Genomic DNA, 16,755 nt, shown 5'->3' with positions numbered 1-16,755 from the left:
CGCTGACGTAGGCCCGCGCAAACGCCTAAATAACTAGCTAAACTTCGCCATCACCGACGCACTCGCCAGACTGTGGAAATGCACATTAAACCCTACCATCGCGCCGCTGGCATTTTCGTCCACCTCGAGAGTTGCGACGTCCAGCGCATGAACGGTAAAAATGTAGCGATGCGATTCACCCTTCGGTGGCGCCGCGCCGCCGTAGCCCGCTTTGCCGAAATCGGTGCGCGTTTGCAATGCGCCATCGGGTAAATCGGCGATGCCTGAACCGGCACCCTGCGGCAGTACGCGGGTGTCAGCCGGTAAATTCACCACCACCCAATGCCACCAGCCGGAGCCGGTTGGGGCGTCCGGGTCGTAGCAGGTGACGACAAAACTCTTGGTGCCGGACGGCGCGTCATCCCAGGCCAGATGCGGCGAAAGATTGTCGCCGTCGTAACCCATGCCGTTGAAAACCTGACGATGGGGTAGCTTGTCGCCATCCTTAAAATCGTGACTGATCAGTTTCATCTTGTTGCCTCTTCAGGGTGCTGAATAATCACGAAGTTTAGCTCAGGACGTGAAAAGCGTATTGTCGCTAAGCGCGGCTTTTACCGCGTCCGTCAGGCGTGTCAGCTGGTCTGGGCTGATAATGTACGGCGGCATCAGGTAGATAAGTTTGCCGAACGGACGGATCCACACCCCGTGATCGACGAAGAATTTTTGCAGCCGCGCCATGTTCACGGGCGCGTGAGTTTCCACCACGCCGATGGCCCCTAAAATCCGCACATCCGCCACCTGCGGCGACGTTCGTACCTCAGCCAGTTCGCGCGTGAGTTGTGCCTCGATATCGGCAACCTGCTGCTGCCAGTGACCTTCTTCCAGCAAGGCGAGGCTTTCTGCCGCCACGGCGCAGGCCAGCGGATTACCCATAAACGTCGGGCCATGCATAAAGCAGCCCGCTTCACCGTGGCTGATGGTGTCGGCCACTGCGCGGGTGGTGAGCGTCGCCGACAGCGTCATCGTGCCGCCGGTTAATGCTTTGCCGAGACACAGAATATCCGGCGCGATGCCCGCGTGTTCACAGGCAAACAGTTTACCGGTGCGGCCGAATCCGGTGGCGATTTCATCGGCAATCAGCAGAATGCCTTCGCGGTCGCACATTTTACGTAGCCGACGCAGCCACTCCGGGTGATACATCCGCATACCGCCCGCGCCCTGAACAATCGGCTCGACGATAACGGCGGCGATTTCGCTGCGATGTGCGGCCATCAGGCGGGCAAACGGCACCATATCCATTTCATCCCACTCGCCGTCGAAACGGCTTTGCGGCGCGGGGGCGAACAGGTTTTCCGGCAGATAGCCTTTCCACAGGCTGTGCATTGAGTTGTCCGGGTCACAGACCGACATCGCGCCGAAGGTATCGCCGTGATAGCCGTTGCGGAAAGTGAGAAAACGCTGGCGCGGCTCGCCTTTGGCCTGCCAGTACTGCAACGCCATTTTCATCGCCACTTCCACCGCCACCGAACCGGAATCCGCGAGGAACACGCACTCGAGCGAGTCGGGCGTCATCGACACCAGTCGGCGACACAGCGCCACCGCGGAGGGATGGGTGATCCCGCCGAACATCACGTGCGACATTTGAGAAATTTGCTCAGTCATCGCGGCATTCAGACGCGGATGGTTATAGCCGTGGATCGCCGCCCACCAGGACGACATTCCATCCACCAGCTGTTCGCCGGAAGCCAGTTCCAGCTCGCAGCCGTGCGCCGCTACCACCGGGTAAACCGGAAGTGGGGCGGTCATTGACGTGTAGGGGTGCCAGATATGGCGTTGATCGAAAGTGAGATCGTCCTGGGTCATAATCGACTTGTAAACCATTTTGAAAAGTTTTAGGTTTACGATCCTACACCGAACCGAGAAACAACTGAACCCCTTTTGGAGATGCCAATGGCTCACCACGTACGCTGGACAATGTCGCAGGTCACTGAACTGTTTAATAAACCCCTGTTGGAACTGCTGTTTGATGCGCAGACTATCCACCGTCAGCACTTTGATCCGCGCCAGGTTCAGGTCAGCACGCTGCTGTCGATTAAGACCGGCGCTTGTCCGGAAGACTGCAAATACTGCCCGCAGAGTGCGCGTTACAAAACTGGGCTCGAAGCCGAGCGCCTGATGGAAGTGGAAGACGTTTTGACCTCAGCGCGCAAGGCGAAGAATGCCGGTTCGACGCGTTTCTGCATGGGCGCGGCGTGGAAAAACCCGCACGAGCGCGATATGCCGTACCTGGAACAAATGGTCAAAGGCGTCAAAGAATTGGGGCTGGAAACCTGCATGACCTTGGGCACTCTGTCGGATAACCAGGCGCAGCGTCTGGGCGAGGCCGGGCTGGATTACTACAACCACAACCTCGATACCTCACCGGAGTTCTACGGCAACATCATTACCACACGCACCTATCAGGAACGCCTGGATACGCTCGGCAAAGTGCGCGAGGCGGGCATTAAAGTATGCTCCGGCGGGATTGTTGGCTTAGGCGAAACGGTGACCGACCGCGCCGGGCTGTTGCTCCAGTTGGCGAATCTGCCGACGCCGCCGGAGAGCGTGCCCATCAACATGCTGGTGAAGGTCAAAGGCACGCCAATGGAGAACAATGAAGACGTCGATGCGTTTGATTTTATTCGCACTATTGCGGTGGCGCGGATCATGATGCCGACCTCTCACGTGCGTCTGTCAGCCGGGCGCGAAAAAATGAACGAGCAAACGCAGGCGATGTGTTTTATGGCCGGGGCCAACTCGATTTTCTACGGCTGCAAACTGCTGACCACGCCGAACCCGGAAGAAGACAAAGACCTGCTGCTGTTCCGTAAGCTGGGGATGAACCCGGAGCAGACGGCGGTGCTGTCGGGCGATATAGAACAGCAGCAAAAACTTGAGCAGGCGCTGATGACGCCAGACACTGAAACGTATTACAACGCGGCGACGGTATGAGCTGGCAGCAACGTATCGACAGTGCGCTAAGCGAGCGGCGTGACGCCGATGCTTTACGCCGTCGTTATCCCGTTACCCACGGGGCGGGGCGCTGGCTGGAGCAGGGCGAGCAGCGCTGGCTCAATTTCTCCAGCAACGATTACCTCGGCCTGAGCCAGCACCCGCAGATTATCACCGCCTGGCAGCAGGGCGCGGAGCGCTACGGCACTGGCAGCGGTGGGTCGGGGCATGTGACCGGCTACAGCGTGGCGCATCAGCACGTTGAGCAGGAACTGGCGGAATGGCTGGGCTACCCGCGCGCGCTGCTGTTTATCTCCGGATTTGCCGCCAATCAGGCGCTGATTGCGGCGTTAATGCGCAAAGAGGACCGGATTGTTGCCGATCGTCTGAGCCACGCGTCGTTGCTGGAGGCCGCCAGCCACAGTCCGGCACAGCTGCGACGCTTTGCGCATAACGACAGCGCGCAGTTGGCGATGTTGCTCGGAAAGCCGATTGACGGCCTGCAACTGGCGGTGACAGAAGGCATTTTCAGCATGGACGGCGACAGCGCCCCGTTAGCCGAGATTGCCGTTGCAACCCACGTTGCCAACGGTTGGCTGCTGGTGGATGACGCCCATGGAATAGGCGTGTGCGGCGATGAAGGGCGTGGGAGTTGTGCCGCCCAGCAGGTGAAACCCGATTTGCTGGTGGTGACCTTTGGTAAAGCCTTCGGCCTGAGCGGTGCGGCGGTACTGTGCAGCGAAGACGGTGCGGATTATCTGCTGCAGTTTGCCCGTCATCTGATTTACAGCACCAGCATGCCACCAGCCCAGGCGGTGGCGCTCAGTCAGGCGCTGGCGGTTGTCCGTTCTGACGACGGCGAAACCCGTCGCCAGACGTTGCGCCGCCACATCGCACGTTTTCGTCAGGGCGCGGAGCAGCTGGATATGCAGCTAACCGCCTCGAACAGTGCGATTCAACCGCTGATCGTCGGTGAAAACGCGCGTGCATTGCAAATAGCCGAAAGGGTGCGTGACCAGGGCTGCTGGCTGACGGCGATCCGCCCGCCGACGGTGCCCGCGGGCACTGCTCGTCTGCGCGTGACCCTGACGGCGGCGCATGAAACTCAGGATATCGACCGGCTCCTGGAGGTGCTGCATGCCGCCCGTGAATAAACCGGCAATCGCGGCGGCGTTTGGCCGCGCCGCCGGTCAGTATCAACAGCATGATGAGCTGCAACGTCAGAGCGCTGCAGCGTTGCTGGCCCAGCTTCCGCAACGGTTATTCGAACAGGTGCTGGATGCGGGGTGCGGGCCGGGCAGCATGAGCCGCGTCTGGACCGAAGCCGGGAGCCACGTCACGGCGCTGGATTTGTCGCCGCAGATGCTGGCCGAAGCCGAGCGGCAGCATTCGGCCCAACACTACGTGCAGGCTGACATCGAAGCCCTGCCGCTTGCCGATCGACAGTTTTGTCTGGCGTGGAGCAATCTGGCGGTGCAGTGGTGTGAATCGCTGGCGACGGCGCTGCGGGAGCTGCATCGCGTGGTGCGCCCGGGTGGGCTGGTGGCGTTCAGCACGCTGGTGGCCGATTCGCTGCCGGAGCTGAATCTGGCGTGGCAGGCTATCGATCGTCAGCCGCACGCCAATCGCTTCTTAACCCAGGCTGACATTCTCTCGGCGCTCGACGGCTATCACTGCCAGCATCAGATCCACACCCTGAGCGTCACGTTTGACGACGCCCTGAGCGCCATGCGTTCGCTGAAAGGCATTGGCGCGACCCATCTGCACGAAGGCAGAGCGGCGCAAACCCTGACCCGCAGCCATTTGCAGCAGCTTCAGCTGGCGTGGCCTAAACACAATGGGCGCTGCGCCCTGACGTACCATATTTTTACAGGAGTGATTGAACGTGACTGAACGCTTTTTTGTCACCGGGACGGATACCGAAGTCGGAAAAACCGTCGCCAGCTGTGCGCTTTTACAGGCCGCAAACCGGGCGGGATTTCGCACCGCGGGATTCAAACCGGTGGCTTCCGGCAGTGAAATGACCGCCGACGGGCTGCGCAATACCGATGCGCTGGCGTTGCAGCGTAACAGCGGCGTGGCGCTGAATTATGACGAGGTGAATCCGTACACTTTCGCCGAGCCGACATCCCCGCATATCGTCAGCGAGGACGAAGGGCGACCGATTGACGCCCATGTGCTGTCTGCCGGATTACAAGCGCTGTCGCACAAGGCGGATTGGGTGCTGGTGGAAGGTGCGGGCGGCTGGTATACGCCGCTTGCGGCGGACTGGACGTTTGCCGATTGGGTGCAGGCCGAGCGGTTACCGGTGATTCTGGTGGTCGGCGTTAAGCTCGGGTGCATTAACCATGCGCTGCTGACTGCGCAGGCGATTGCGCAGGCGGGATTGTCGCTGGTGGGCTGGATTGCCAATGACGTTATCCCGCCCGGCAAACGCCATGCGGAATATCTGGCGACCTTAACGCGTCTGCTGCCCGCGCCGCTGCTCGGCGAGATTCCTTATCTGGAGCACGGGCCAGACGCCGCCGAGCCGGGACAATATCTCGATCTTACGGCACTTCGTCCGGGGTCATAAACTGCTCCAGCAGCCGGGTGTCGAGCTGATTGACCGCGCCCTGCGCGACGTTACGCCCCCGATGCAGCAGGCAAAATTTGTCTGCCACCCGGCGAATAAACGGCAGGTGCTGTTCGGCGAGCAGCACCGTCAGGCCCAGATCGCGGTTCAGGCGCAGCAGGCACTCCCCCAGCTTGTGCATAAATCCCGCGCCCATGCCGCGCGTCGGTTCATCCAGGATCAGTAATTTCGGTTTGGTGACCAGCGCACTAGCCAGCGCCAACTGATACTGATCGTCGTCCGACATGAGCGCGCCTTTAACGTGGCGCAGCGGATACAAATCTGGCATCAGGTCGAAGATATCGCTACCAATAGCGCCGGAACCCTCGTGGCCTGCCTTCATCGCAATCTGTAAGTTTTCCTCAACCGTCATCTGCGAGAAAATACGCTTATCCTGCGGCACGTAGCCGATGCCCATGGCGGCCCTCAGCGGCGGCGAGAGCATCAGTAAATCGCGCGGCGGCCCGCTGACGTCCTGCCAGATCATGGTGCCGCTCTCGATGGCCTGAAAACCCGCAATGCAGTTCACCAGCGTGGTTTTTCCCATGCCGGGCAGCCCCAGCACGCAGGTGCACTCCCCGGGCGCGAGGTCGAGGCTGAGATTCCACAGAATATGCTGACTTCCGTAATAGTGATTCACTGCGCGTAAACTCAACATCGGCTTCTCCTTCGGTGTGGCCGTCAGCGGCGATAAGATTCTGCAAATCCCTTGCCAGAAGAGAGATGACGCTGCGGATTGACGCGTATTTCGGATTTAACCCCTAAATCAGCCCGTTGAGACGGCGTCAGAACGCAGCCGCTGCACTTTGTCAGTGCTCCAGAGGCTTTAACATGTCGGCTGGTGGTGCAGCACTGATGCTGATTTTGTGAGCAATCTCTCATCAAAAAACAAGGGCACATTTAGATGATTAAAGACAAAAAAGAGCGATAAAAAATTTTTACGGGGGGCTTTTGGGGGGCCGGTGCGTTTTGCGCGAGTGGCTGGGGAGTTGGGCTGCAGGGAGTTATCCACCATTCCTGTGGATAACCATGTGCATTAGAGTTAGAAAACTCACGGTAGGCGAGAGAAGGCGCGGCCTGCGTGCAAATTGATGCGAAACGCGGCTTTTTGATATTTTCTTTTTTAATCAACCACTTCAATAAAAGCAATCGCTGTAAGAAAAGTGTCACTGGCTGCCATAAAAGATTCATCACCCATATTGACAAATGTTAAATGCGGGAATGTTCTGGGGATAACCCACTGGCTCTGGTGTTTTGTCTTGTCGCAGGGGAAATTTCCTCCGCAGTTGCACGGGAGTGGAACCGGTAACACAGATACGATAATGCGTTACTGTTTTTATATCCAGTATTTATTATTGGCAAATTTTGGTGCGACGAGTAGAATTAATCGTCTGCCCGTTTCCCCTTCATCAGGTTGTCGTTAATGAGTAAACCGTTAAAACTGCATTCCTCTTTCAAACCTTCTGGCGATCAGCCTGAGGCAATTCGTCGTCTGGAAGAAGGGCTTGAAGATGGTCTCGCGCACCAAACGCTACTCGGCGTAACCGGTTCAGGGAAAACGTTTACCATCGCCAACGTCATTGCTGACCTTCAGCGCCCGACGATGGTGCTGGCACCGAACAAAACGCTGGCGGCTCAGCTGTACGGTGAGATGAAAGAGTTCTTCCCGGAAAACGCGGTGGAGTTTTTCGTCTCCTATTACGATTACTACCAGCCGGAAGCCTACGTTCCCAGCTCTGACACCTTTATCGAAAAAGACGCCTCTGTGAACGAGCACATCGAACAGATGCGTCTTTCTGCGACCAAGGCACTGCTTGAACGCCGCGACGTGATTGTGGTGGCGTCAGTGTCCGCTATCTACGGCCTGGGTGACCCGGACCTGTACCTGAAGATGATGCTGCACCTTACGGTGGGAATGATTATCGACCAGCGTTCGATTCTGCGTCGTCTCGCTGAATTGCAGTACGCCCGCAACGATCAGGCTTTCCAGCGTGGCACGTTCCGCGTGCGCGGCGAAGTTATCGATATCTTCCCGGCGGAATCTGACGACATTGCGCTGCGCGTTGAGCTGTTCGACGAAGAGGTTGAACGGCTGTCGCTGTTTGACCCGCTGACCGGTCATCTTGAATCAACCATCCAGCGCTTTACCGTGTACCCGAAAACGCACTACGTGACGCCGCGCGAGCGTATTGTGCAGGCGATGGAAGAGATCAAAGTTGAGTTGGTCGACCGTCGCAAAGTGCTGCTGGAAAACAACAAGCTGCTGGAAGAGCAACGCCTTTCCCAGCGTACCCAGTTTGATTTGGAAATGATGAACGAGCTGGGTTACTGCTCTGGCATTGAAAACTACTCGCGCTACCTGTCCGGACGCGGTCCGGGCGAGCCGCCGCCGACGCTGTTTGACTACCTGCCAGCCGACGGCCTGCTGGTTATCGACGAATCCCACGTGACCGTGCCGCAGATTGGCGGGATGTATCGCGGCGACCGGGCGCGTAAAGAGACGCTGGTAGAGTACGGTTTCCGCTTGCCGTCGGCGCTGGACAACCGCCCGATGAAATTTGAAGAGTTTGAAAACCTGGTCCCGCAGACGATTTATGTGTCGGCCACTCCGGGCAACTACGAGCTTGAGAAATCAGGCGACGAAATCGTTGATCAGGTGGTGCGTCCTACGGGCCTGCTTGATCCTGTCATCGAAGTGCGCCCGGTTGGCACACAGGTCGATGACCTGCTGTCTGAAATTCGTCTGCGCGTGGCGATCAACGAGCGCGTGCTGGTCACCACGCTGACCAAACGCATGGCGGAAGACTTAACGGAATATCTGGAAGAGCACGGGGAGCGTGTCCGCTACCTGCACTCAGATATCGACACCGTTGAGCGTATGGAAATTATCCGCGATTTGCGCCTCGGAGAGTTCGACGTGCTGGTGGGGATCAACCTGTTAAGGGAAGGTCTCGATATGCCAGAAGTGTCGCTGGTGGCGATTCTGGATGCTGATAAAGAAGGCTTCCTGCGTTCTGAACGTTCGCTCATTCAGACCATCGGCCGTGCGGCGCGTAACATCAACGGCAAGGCGATTCTTTACGCCGACAGAATTACCAACTCGATGGCGAAAGCGATGGGTGAAACCGAGCGCCGTCGTGAGAAACAGCAAGCCCATAACGAAGAAAACGGCATTGTGCCGCAGGGCCTGAACAAGAAAGTGGTTGATATTCTGTCATTGGGTGAGAGCCTGGCGAAAACGCGCGGTAAAGGTCGCGGTAAGACGAAATCGGCAGAAGTCACGCAGGCCGCAGCACTGTCACCGAAAGCGCTGCAGCAGAAAATCAACGAGCTGGAGGCGCAAATGATGAAACACGCGCAGAACCTCGAGTTCGAAGAAGCGGCAGAAGTGCGCGACAGACTGCATCAACTGCGCGATCTGTTTATCGCTGCATCGTAAAATATCTCTAAAACAAGGCCCAGATCACGCTCGCGTGTCTGGGCCTTAATGTTGCGTTAATCTTTATCGGCGACACTGTCCTCTCTTTACTGAGGATAGCGCCATGCAAAAAGAAAATTTCTTAACCACTCTGACCGTACTCGTTTCCTTCCTGGTCATTATTGGCTTCTTCCACCAATGGGTTCTGACGTACTGATTACCGCGTACGTCGTGGGAATTTAACCCACGCTTTCACACCGGGTCCTGGATTTCTGTTATGCAGGAAGAACTGCGCGTCGTGCAGCTGTGCGATGCGGGTGACAATACTTAATCCCAGCCCAATTCCGCCGTAACGGCTGTCCATTCGCACGAACGCCTTACTGAGTTCGCCGCTTTTCGCTTCATCAATTCCCGGCCCTTCGTCCTCGACGGCCATCATGCCTTCCGCAATGGACACGGTGATGGTGGAGTTTTCCGGGCTATAGCGATGCGCATTTTCCACCAGATTGCGTAACAGCACCCGCAGCAGCGTGGCATCCCCTGAAACCGTCATATCGTTGTCTACCGATGGCAGGTTCAACCTTTGTCCGCGCTGGCTAAGCATCATTTCCAGCTCGCCCTGAATCGGCAAAATCACTTCTTCTAACAGCGGCACGCGTTGATAGCTGCCCGCAGAAAACGACTGGCCGACGCGCGCCAACTGCAACAGCTGCGAAATACTCTGCGTCATCTGATCCAGACGCTGAAGCAGGGGGTCAACCATCACGCTGTGCGATTTCGCCATCAATTCCAGGTGCAGACGCAGCCCCGAGAGCGGGGTGCGCAGTTCGTGCGCCACGTCCGCGGTAAACAGACGTTCACGTTCCAGGGTTTGATTCAGACGTTCGACCAGCTGATTGATGGCGGACGTGACCGCATCCACTTCGCTGACGGATTTTGGCAGCTCAATCGGCTGCAGGTTATCCGGCGTGCGGCTGTTGAGCTCCTGCTGCAAATCCCAGAGCGGGCGGGTGATGCGTTTGACCGCCTGCAGGCAAATCCACAGCGCCAGTCCGACGATCAACATGCTCGGCACCAGCAGGCTGGCGACGGCTTCCCGCACCTCGTGTTCGATATGTTTGCGATTGTTGTGCCCGTTAATAGCGCTTTGCACCAGCAGCTGAATTTGCTCCTGGCTTTCATGCCACAGCCAGAACACGCTGATAACCTGACACACCACCAGAATACTGGCGATGGTCAGCAGCAGCTGGTGGCGCATGGTCCACTGCACGTTGCGAATAAACGGTAAGTTCATTTACGCGTCCTCGCTGGTTTTCACTAGCATGTAGCCGAACCCGCGAACCGTGCGAATGCGTGTCTTACCGATTTTGTCGCGCAGGTTGTGAATGTGCACTTCAAGGGTGTTAGTGGACGGCTCGTTGTCCCAGCTGTAGATGTCGTTATAGAGAATTTCGCGGTGGACCGGGCTGCCCGCTTTGGCCATCAGGCGAGAAAGCAGGGCATACTCTTTCGGCGTCAGTTCAAGTTGGGTTTCACCGAGTGCAACCAGACGACGCGTGACGTTGAGACGCAGGTCGCCAACGCTGATTTCGTTATCGCCCTGATTATTATGGCGACGCAGCAGGGCGCGCACGCGGGCGTTGAGTTCCTCCAGCGCAAAAGGCTTCACCAGATAATCATCGGCCCCGGTATCGAGGCCGGCGATGCGATCGTCAACGGTGTCGCGCGCAGTGAGGATAAGCACCGGCAGGCTGATTTTTTCCCGACGAATGCGCGCCAGGAACTGTAGGCCGTCTTCGTCAGGCAGGCCCAAATCGAGCACAATCAGGCTGTAATGCCCGTTAGCGAGACACAGCGCAGCTTCGTGCGCCGTCGTCACGCCATCGCAGACGTAGCCTTCGCTTTGCATCGCGAGGATTAACCCTTGCAGCAATAATGAATCGTCTTCAACCACCAGCACTTTCATTTAATTCGCTCCTCTGCACGGCGCCAGAATATCGTCGCTCGCCTTATATTCCTTGGTACTCACACCTGCCAAGCCTAACATGGTAGAGAAAAGATTATCCTGCGAATAATGGTTCGCTTTTGCATGGTCTTTCAGGCACTGATAATTCACTTTATAGCGCTGCTGATAATCATCGGACAGCCAGATAACCAGCGGCACATGTTTCTGCGTATCCGGGGCGATAGACCACGGCAGGCCGTGCAGATAAACCCCGTTTTCACCCAGTGATTCGCCGTGATCCGACAGATAAACCAGGCTGGTGGTTAAGGTGTCTTGTTTCGACTGTAATAACTTGATGGCTTTATCAACAATATAATCGACGTTAACAATGGTGTTGTCGTAGGTATTCACCAGCTGTTCCTTCGAACAGTTTTGAATTTCATTGCTGTCGCAGGTCGGAGAAAAGGTGCGCAGGTTTTTCGGGTAGCGATTGTAATAGGTCGGACCGTGGCTGCCGATGGTGTGTAATACAATGACGCCGTCACCTTTCAGATGATTAATATATTCTTCCAGCCCGTGAAACAGCACGTCGTCATAGCATTCGCCGTCGATGCACTGGCCGGGTAAATTCAGACGGTTCATGTCCTGATGCGGAACGCGGTCGCACGCGCCTTTACATCCGCCGTCGTTTTCATTCCACAGCACGTTTATGCCGGCCCGCTGCACGATATCCAACAGACCTTCCTGATGTTGCGCCAACTCTTCGTTGTAATGTGCACGCGGCATGTTCGAGAACATGCACGGCACGGAAACTGCCGTCGCGGTGCCGCAGGACGTAGTGTTCGGGAAATAGACCACGTTGTCCTGTTTCATGCGTGGGTTGGTTTCATGGCCGTAGCCGCCCAGCGAGAAGTTATCCGCCCGCGATGTTTCGCCCAGCACCAGAATGGTCAGGTTATGGCGCGGGGCATTTTTCATTACGGGTTTCTGCGTGGCATCTTCGCCAATGCGAACCAGCGGCAGATGCGCGAGGCGATTGTGCGCGTACCAGGAGTTGACCGCCACGATGCTGTTCGACGGGTTCAGGGATTTCACCAACTCTTTATTGTTGCGGAACAGCGAGGCGTAATCTTTGTAGAATAGCAGGGCGACAAGCACAATCAACAGGCCAGAAATCACAATGCTGGTCACGCGCAGCGCCATGCCACGCCAGGCGCTCAGCGGCTTCTTCACGCGGATCCACCAGGCGATGATCACCGCCAGCAGGCCGGATAATACGAGGGTCAGCACCATTTTGGTCGACGTCAGGGCAAAGCTTTCTGCCGGAGTCGTATCAATGATGTTGGCAATCATCGAGCGGTCAATCACCACGCCAAAGGTCATGATGAAATACTGCGCGGCGGCGCTGACCAGAATAAACAGACTGATTAACAGTCGGTCGAGCCACAAAAAGGACGCCAGAGTGACAATAATGTTGATGACGCAAAACGCCACCACAGGCAGGCTAGCGTACACCAGACCGTTATGCAGCGAATCGACGGGCAGCAGGGCAAAAGCCTGTTTATAGAAGCTGATATTGAGGAACAACGAGATATACAGGGCAAACAGGGCCAGGTAGAAAACGTGCCCCATCGCGGGGCGACGAAGGGAAAGTCGAGACATCATTGGGCATCCGGCAAAATAAGATGACGGTATGATGACAAGAGAGTTTTAAGACAACCTTAAGAAATTAAGGAAGTCCTGAATGTGGGCGAAAACGCAGGCCCGGCGCGGGGGGCCACGCCGGGCGAGAGGGTTAGCCTAGCGCCTGAACCGCCTTTTCCAGCGCATCGTGCAGTAACTGGCGGTCGTGTCGATAGCGAATATCGCTGGCTTCCAGTGGCACCTGAATAACGACCTGATCCTCGATGCCGGAGACATCGACATTCGGCCCGACCACGACGGCGTCGATGACTGGTCTGCCGACGTAATGTTCCATCAGCGCGAGCTTGTCTTTCAGCGTCAGGCTGGCCGCCGCCGGGCTCAGTTCGCGGCCCAGATTACCGATGTAGACCATCGGCGCGGGCGTTCTGCGCAAGGCCTGGGCCATCTCATCAAGCAAAAGAAGCGGCATCAGGCTGGTGTAGAAACTGCCCGGCCCAATCAGAATCAAATCAGCTTCAGCAATAGCGTGCACTGCTTCGCGCGTGGCGGGTACCGATGGTGAAAGCATCAGTTCGCGAGGCGGCAGTTTCAGCTGATCAATATTCACCTCGCCGTAAATTTCATGGCCTTCGTCGTCGATCGCCATTAAATCCACCGGCACTTCCGACATCGGGATCAGCGCCGCGTCGACTTTTAACAGGTTTCTGATCAGATTGATGGCTTCCAGAGGCCGCACGCTCAGGTGATCTAAGGCCTTTAACATCAGATTTCCGAGGTTATGTCCGGAAAGTTCGCCATTACCGCCAAAACGGTACTCAAACATCGCCGAAGCGGCGCTTTGTTCGGTAATGAGCTGGTTAAGACAGTTGCGCATATCTCCCCAGGCAATCCCGCCTTCGGAGCGACGAATACGGCCGGTGGAGCCGCCGTTGTCGGTAGTGGTGACAATACCTGTCAGGCGCGAACCCAGCGAGGAGAGAGAAGACATCACTCGCCCTAAACCGTGCCCGCCGCCTAGCGCGACAACACGATCGAGATCCGCAAATGTACGATTGCGCATAGTATTCCTTAAAAGAGACGGACGTGGTTACCTTAGCGTAACTCCCCCTAAAAGACGATGGTCGGATCCCGTCAAAATGACGCATATCAATGCAAAAGCTGGGTTTTTGCGTATTCTGTAGCGAAAGTGCACGATCATGTCGTTATGTATACCATTATATAGCGTGCGGGTGAAATGGCGAAACTGTCATTTACGCGCTACTATCGGCATAACCCGCTTCTTAAAATCAGAAGCTACACTCTAGCCCTTGCGCCTAAGTCTATGGATATGGCGCTCTGGCCGTGACGATGTCACCAGGGTACAGAAAGAAATGACTGTGCCTCCCCTATTTGGAAAGGTGTATGGCCCCACAACTTACCGATGCATTCGCACGCAAGTTTTACTATCTGCGTTTGTCGATTACCGACGTGTGCAACTTCCGCTGCACCTACTGCCTGCCCGATGGCTACAAGCCGGGCCGCGTCAGTAACAACGGCTTTCTTTCCGTCGATGAAGTGCGCCGCGTGACCCGTGCGTTTTCTGCCATGGGCACCGAAAAAGTGCGCCTGACCGGCGGCGAGCCTTCTCTGCGTCGTGACTTTACCGACATCATTTCTACCGTGCGTGAAAACGACGCCATCCGTCAGATTGCGGTCACCACCAACGGTTATCGCCTGGCGCGTGATGCGCAACAGTGGCGCGATGCGGGACTGACTCACGTGAACGTCAGCGTCGACAGCCTCGACGCCTGCCAGTTTCACGCCATCACCGGGCAGGATAAATTCCAGCAGGTGATGGACGGCATCGACGCCGCCTTTGATGCCGGTTTTGCCAAAGTGAAGGTCAATACCGTGCTGATGCGCGACGTCAACCATCACCAGCTCGACACCTTCCTGGCCTGGATCCAACCTCGCCCGATTCAACTGCGTTTCATCGAGCTTATGGAAACCGGTGAAGGCAGCGAGTTGTTCCGCAAACACCACATTTCCGGCATGGTCCTGCGCGATGAACTGCTCAAACGCGGCTGGATCCATCAGATTCGCAGCCGCAGCGATGGCCCGGCGCAGGTATTCTGTCACCCCGACTACGCTGGGGAGATTGGGCTGATCATGCCGTATGAAAAAGACTTCTGCGCCAGCTGCAACCGGCTACGCGTCTCCTCCACGGGAAAACTGCACCTGTGCCTGTTTGGCGATGGCGGGGTCGATCTCCGTGATTTGCTTGCGGAAGACGCTCAGCAGCCGGAACTTGAAGCGCGCATTTCTGCGGCTCTGGCCCACAAAAAGCAAACCCATTTCCTGCATCAGGGCCAGACCGGTATTACTCAGAATCTTTCATATATCGGCGGCTGAGCCGTTACTGAATAACGCCATTTCAGAATAAGGAGATTTAGAATGAGTCAGGTGAGTGCTGAATTTATCCCGACCCGCATCGCTATTCTTACCGTTTCCAGCCGTCGCGGCGAAGAGGATGACACCTCCGGCCATTATCTGCGCGACAGCGCGCACGAAGCGGGCCACACCCTTGTCGAAAAAGCCATTGTGAAAGAGAACCGCTACGCCATTCGCGCGCAGGTTTCCGCCTGGATTGCCAGCGACGACGTGCAGGTCGTTTTGATCAACGGTGGTACCGGATTTACCGATGGCGATCAGGTGCCTGAAGCGCTACTGCCGCTGTTTGATCGTGAAATTCAGGGCTTTGGTGAAGTGTTCCGTATGCTGTCGTTTGAAGAAATTGGCACCTCCACGCTGCAATCCCGCGCGGTTGCCGGGATGGCCAACGATACGCTGATTTTTGCCATGCCGGGCTCGACCAAAGCGTGCCGCACCGCGTGGGAAAATATCATTGCGCCGCAGCTCGATGCGCGCACCCGTCCGTGTAATTTCCACCCTCATTTGAAGAAATAAGCCATGTCTCAACTGACGCACATTAACGCCGCCGGTGAAGCCCATATGGTGGACGTGTCCGCCAAAGCGGAAACGGTGCGCGAAGCGCGCGCTGAAGCCTTTGTCACCATGTTGCCGGAAACCCTGGCGATGATTATCGACGGCAGTCACCACAAAGGTGATGTCTTCGCCACCGCGCGTATCGCCGGTATTCAGGCAGCTAAACGCACCTGGGATTTAATCCCGCTGTGCCATCCGCTGATGCTCAGCAAAGTGGAAGTCAATTTACAGGCGCAGCCGGAAAACAACCGGGTGCGCATTGAATCGCTGTGCCGCCTGACCGGTAAAACCGGGGTTGAAATGGAAGCGCTGACGGCCGCGTCGGTCGCCGCGCTGACCATCTATGACATGTGCAAAGCGGTACAAAAGGACATGGTGATTGGCCCGCTGCGCCTGCTGGCGAAAAGCGGTGGCAAATCCGGTGATTTCAGGGTTGAAGCTGATGATTAACATTTTATTTTTCGCCCAGGTTCGCGAGCTGGTGGGCACCGACGGTCTGACGCTGGACACTGACGCACAAACCGTTGAACAGCTGCGCCAGCAGTTGGCCGCGCAGGGTTCGCAATGGGCGTTGGCGCTGGAAGAGGGCAAACTGCTGACGGCGGTTAATCAGACGCTGGTGAGCGCCGATCATCCGCTCACTGACGGGGATGAAGTGGCGTTCTTCCCGCCAGTGACAGGAGGCTAATCATGAGTGAAACCCTGATCCGCGTTGAAACCGCGCGCTTTAACGTCGGCACCGAATACGCCTGGCTTGCCGAGCGCGATGAAGACGGCGCAGTAGTGACCTTCACCGGTAAAGTCCGGAATCATAATCTCGGCGACAGCGTTAGCGCATTAACGCTGGAACACTACCCGGGCATGACTGAAAAAGCGCTGGCGGAAATCGTCGAAGAAGCCCGCGGACGCTGGCGGTTAGGGCGCGTGTCGGTTGTTCATCGCATTGGCGAAATGTGGCCGGGCGAAGAAATTGTCTTTGTCGGCGTCACCAGCGTGCACCGCGGCAGCGCCTTTGCCGCCGGAGAATTCATCATGGATTACCTGAAAACCCGCGCCCCGTTCTGGAAACGTGAAGCCACGCCGGAAGGCGAGCGCTGGGTCGAGTCGCGCGAAAGCGATCAGGAAGCAGCCAGGCGCTGGTAATGCCTGTTTTTAGGACATGCGTGTATTGCGCTTGTG

General features: G+C 56.9%; 17 protein-coding genes and 1 riboswitch. Of the genes, 10 read left to right on the top strand and 7 right to left on the bottom strand.

Annotated elements, in window-relative coordinates; all coding sequences use genetic code 11:
• Window positions 1-33 precede the first annotated feature (33 nt).
• Window positions 34-510, bottom strand: coding sequence for a kinase inhibitor (locus tag A8O29_RS15780; RefSeq protein ID WP_125354508.1), 477 nt, complete (start codon window positions 508-510; stop codon window positions 34-36).
• A gap of 42 nt (window positions 511-552) precedes the next feature.
• A complete protein-coding gene (bioA, locus tag A8O29_RS15775; protein WP_174081364.1) occupies window positions 553-1,842 on the bottom strand; it encodes an adenosylmethionine--8-amino-7-oxononanoate transaminase in 1,290 nt (429 codons plus the stop codon).
• Between the two features lie 87 nt (window positions 1,843-1,929).
• Here bioA and bioB point away from each other — a divergent pair, with 87 nt between their 5' ends.
• Genes bioB through bioD form a run of 4 tightly spaced genes read left to right on the top strand, consistent with a single transcriptional unit; the run spans window position 1,930 to window position 5,545 of the window.
• Window positions 1,930-2,970 (top strand): biotin synthase BioB, encoded by a 1,041-nt coding sequence (bioB, locus tag A8O29_RS15770; protein WP_125354509.1) that lies wholly within the window; start codon window positions 1,930-1,932, stop codon window positions 2,968-2,970.
• A complete protein-coding gene (gene bioF, locus A8O29_RS15765; RefSeq protein ID WP_125354510.1) occupies window positions 2,967-4,124 on the top strand; it encodes an 8-amino-7-oxononanoate synthase in 1,158 nt (385 codons plus the stop codon). Before bioB ends, bioF begins: the two co-directional genes overlap by 4 nt.
• Entirely contained in the window at window positions 4,108-4,863 is a 756-nt protein-coding gene (gene bioC / locus A8O29_RS15760; RefSeq protein WP_125354511.1) for a malonyl-ACP O-methyltransferase BioC, read from the top strand. The genes bioF and bioC overlap by 17 nt, the downstream gene beginning before the upstream one ends.
• Window positions 4,856-5,545, top strand: coding sequence for a dethiobiotin synthase (gene bioD, locus A8O29_RS15755; RefSeq protein ID WP_125354512.1), 690 nt, complete (start codon window positions 4,856-4,858; stop codon window positions 5,543-5,545). Before bioC ends, bioD begins: the two co-directional genes overlap by 8 nt.
• Here the strand turns inward: bioD and A8O29_RS15750 are convergent.
• Window positions 5,520-6,242, bottom strand: a complete 723-nt coding sequence (locus A8O29_RS15750) for an ABC transporter ATP-binding protein (protein WP_125354513.1) — start codon at window positions 6,240-6,242, stop codon at window positions 5,520-5,522. The genes bioD and A8O29_RS15750 overlap by 26 nt on opposite strands.
• Window positions 6,243-7,007: 765 nt before the next feature.
• On the opposite strand from A8O29_RS15750, the gene uvrB reads away from it, so the two are divergent.
• The gene (gene uvrB, locus A8O29_RS15745) at window positions 7,008-9,023 is read left to right on the top strand and encodes an excinuclease ABC subunit UvrB (RefSeq protein WP_125354514.1); all 2,016 of its coding nucleotides are present in this window, start codon (window positions 7,008-7,010) and stop codon (window positions 9,021-9,023) included.
• 196 nt (window positions 9,024-9,219) lie between these two features.
• Here the strand turns inward: uvrB and pmrB are convergent, their stop codons facing one another.
• From pmrB to yvcK, 4 genes are all read right to left on the bottom strand, one after another.
• Complete coding sequence (pmrB, locus tag A8O29_RS15740; RefSeq protein WP_125354515.1) at window positions 9,220-10,296, bottom strand: two-component system sensor histidine kinase PmrB; 1,077 nt, start codon at window positions 10,294-10,296, stop codon at window positions 9,220-9,222.
• Window positions 10,297-10,968: a two-component system response regulator PmrA gene (gene pmrA, locus A8O29_RS15735; protein WP_125354516.1), complete on the bottom strand. Its 672-nt coding sequence runs from the start codon at window positions 10,966-10,968 to the stop codon at window positions 10,297-10,299.
• Window positions 10,969-12,609, bottom strand: coding sequence for a phosphoethanolamine transferase EptA (gene eptA / locus A8O29_RS15730; protein WP_125354562.1), 1,641 nt, complete (start codon window positions 12,607-12,609; stop codon window positions 10,969-10,971).
• A 133-nt stretch (window positions 12,610-12,742) separates the two neighbouring features.
• Window positions 12,743-13,651 carry a uridine diphosphate-N-acetylglucosamine-binding protein YvcK gene (gene yvcK, locus A8O29_RS15725; RefSeq protein WP_125354517.1) on the bottom strand — a complete coding sequence of 303 codons (909 nt, stop codon included), beginning with the start codon at window positions 13,649-13,651 and terminating at the stop codon, window positions 12,743-12,745.
• A 224-nt stretch (window positions 13,652-13,875) separates the two neighbouring features.
• Window positions 13,876-14,007, top strand: a riboswitch (molybdenum cofactor riboswitch).
• Between yvcK and moaA the strand changes: the two genes are divergently transcribed.
• The 5 genes from moaA to moaE all read left to right on the top strand — a co-directional run bounded on the left by moaA (window position 13,993) and on the right by moaE (window position 16,719).
• Window positions 13,993-14,982: a GTP 3',8-cyclase MoaA gene (gene moaA, locus A8O29_RS15720; protein ID WP_125354518.1), complete on the top strand. Its 990-nt coding sequence runs from the start codon at window positions 13,993-13,995 to the stop codon at window positions 14,980-14,982. Its footprint overlaps the riboswitch before it by 15 nt.
• A 42-nt stretch (window positions 14,983-15,024) precedes the next feature.
• Entirely contained in the window at window positions 15,025-15,537 is a 513-nt protein-coding gene (moaB, locus tag A8O29_RS15715) for a molybdenum cofactor biosynthesis protein B (protein WP_125354519.1), read from the top strand.
• Between the two features lie 3 nt (window positions 15,538-15,540).
• Entirely contained in the window at window positions 15,541-16,026 is a 486-nt protein-coding gene (gene moaC / locus A8O29_RS15710; protein WP_125354520.1) for a cyclic pyranopterin monophosphate synthase MoaC, read from the top strand.
• Window positions 16,019-16,264, top strand: a complete 246-nt coding sequence (moaD, locus tag A8O29_RS15705; RefSeq protein ID WP_125354521.1) for a molybdopterin synthase sulfur carrier subunit — start codon at window positions 16,019-16,021, stop codon at window positions 16,262-16,264. Before moaC ends, moaD begins: the two co-directional genes overlap by 8 nt.
• Before the next feature lie 2 nt (window positions 16,265-16,266).
• On the top strand, window positions 16,267-16,719 hold the full coding sequence (gene moaE, locus A8O29_RS15700) for a molybdopterin synthase catalytic subunit MoaE (RefSeq protein ID WP_125354522.1): 453 nt from the start codon (window positions 16,267-16,269) through the stop codon (window positions 16,717-16,719).
• Window positions 16,720-16,755 lie beyond the last annotated feature (36 nt).

The sequence above is a fragment of the Scandinavium goeteborgense genome (genome assembly GCF_003935895.2).
Lineage (GTDB): Bacteria > Pseudomonadota > Gammaproteobacteria > Enterobacterales > Enterobacteriaceae > Scandinavium > Scandinavium goeteborgense.
This window is presented reverse-complemented; position numbering and strand designations above follow the sequence as displayed.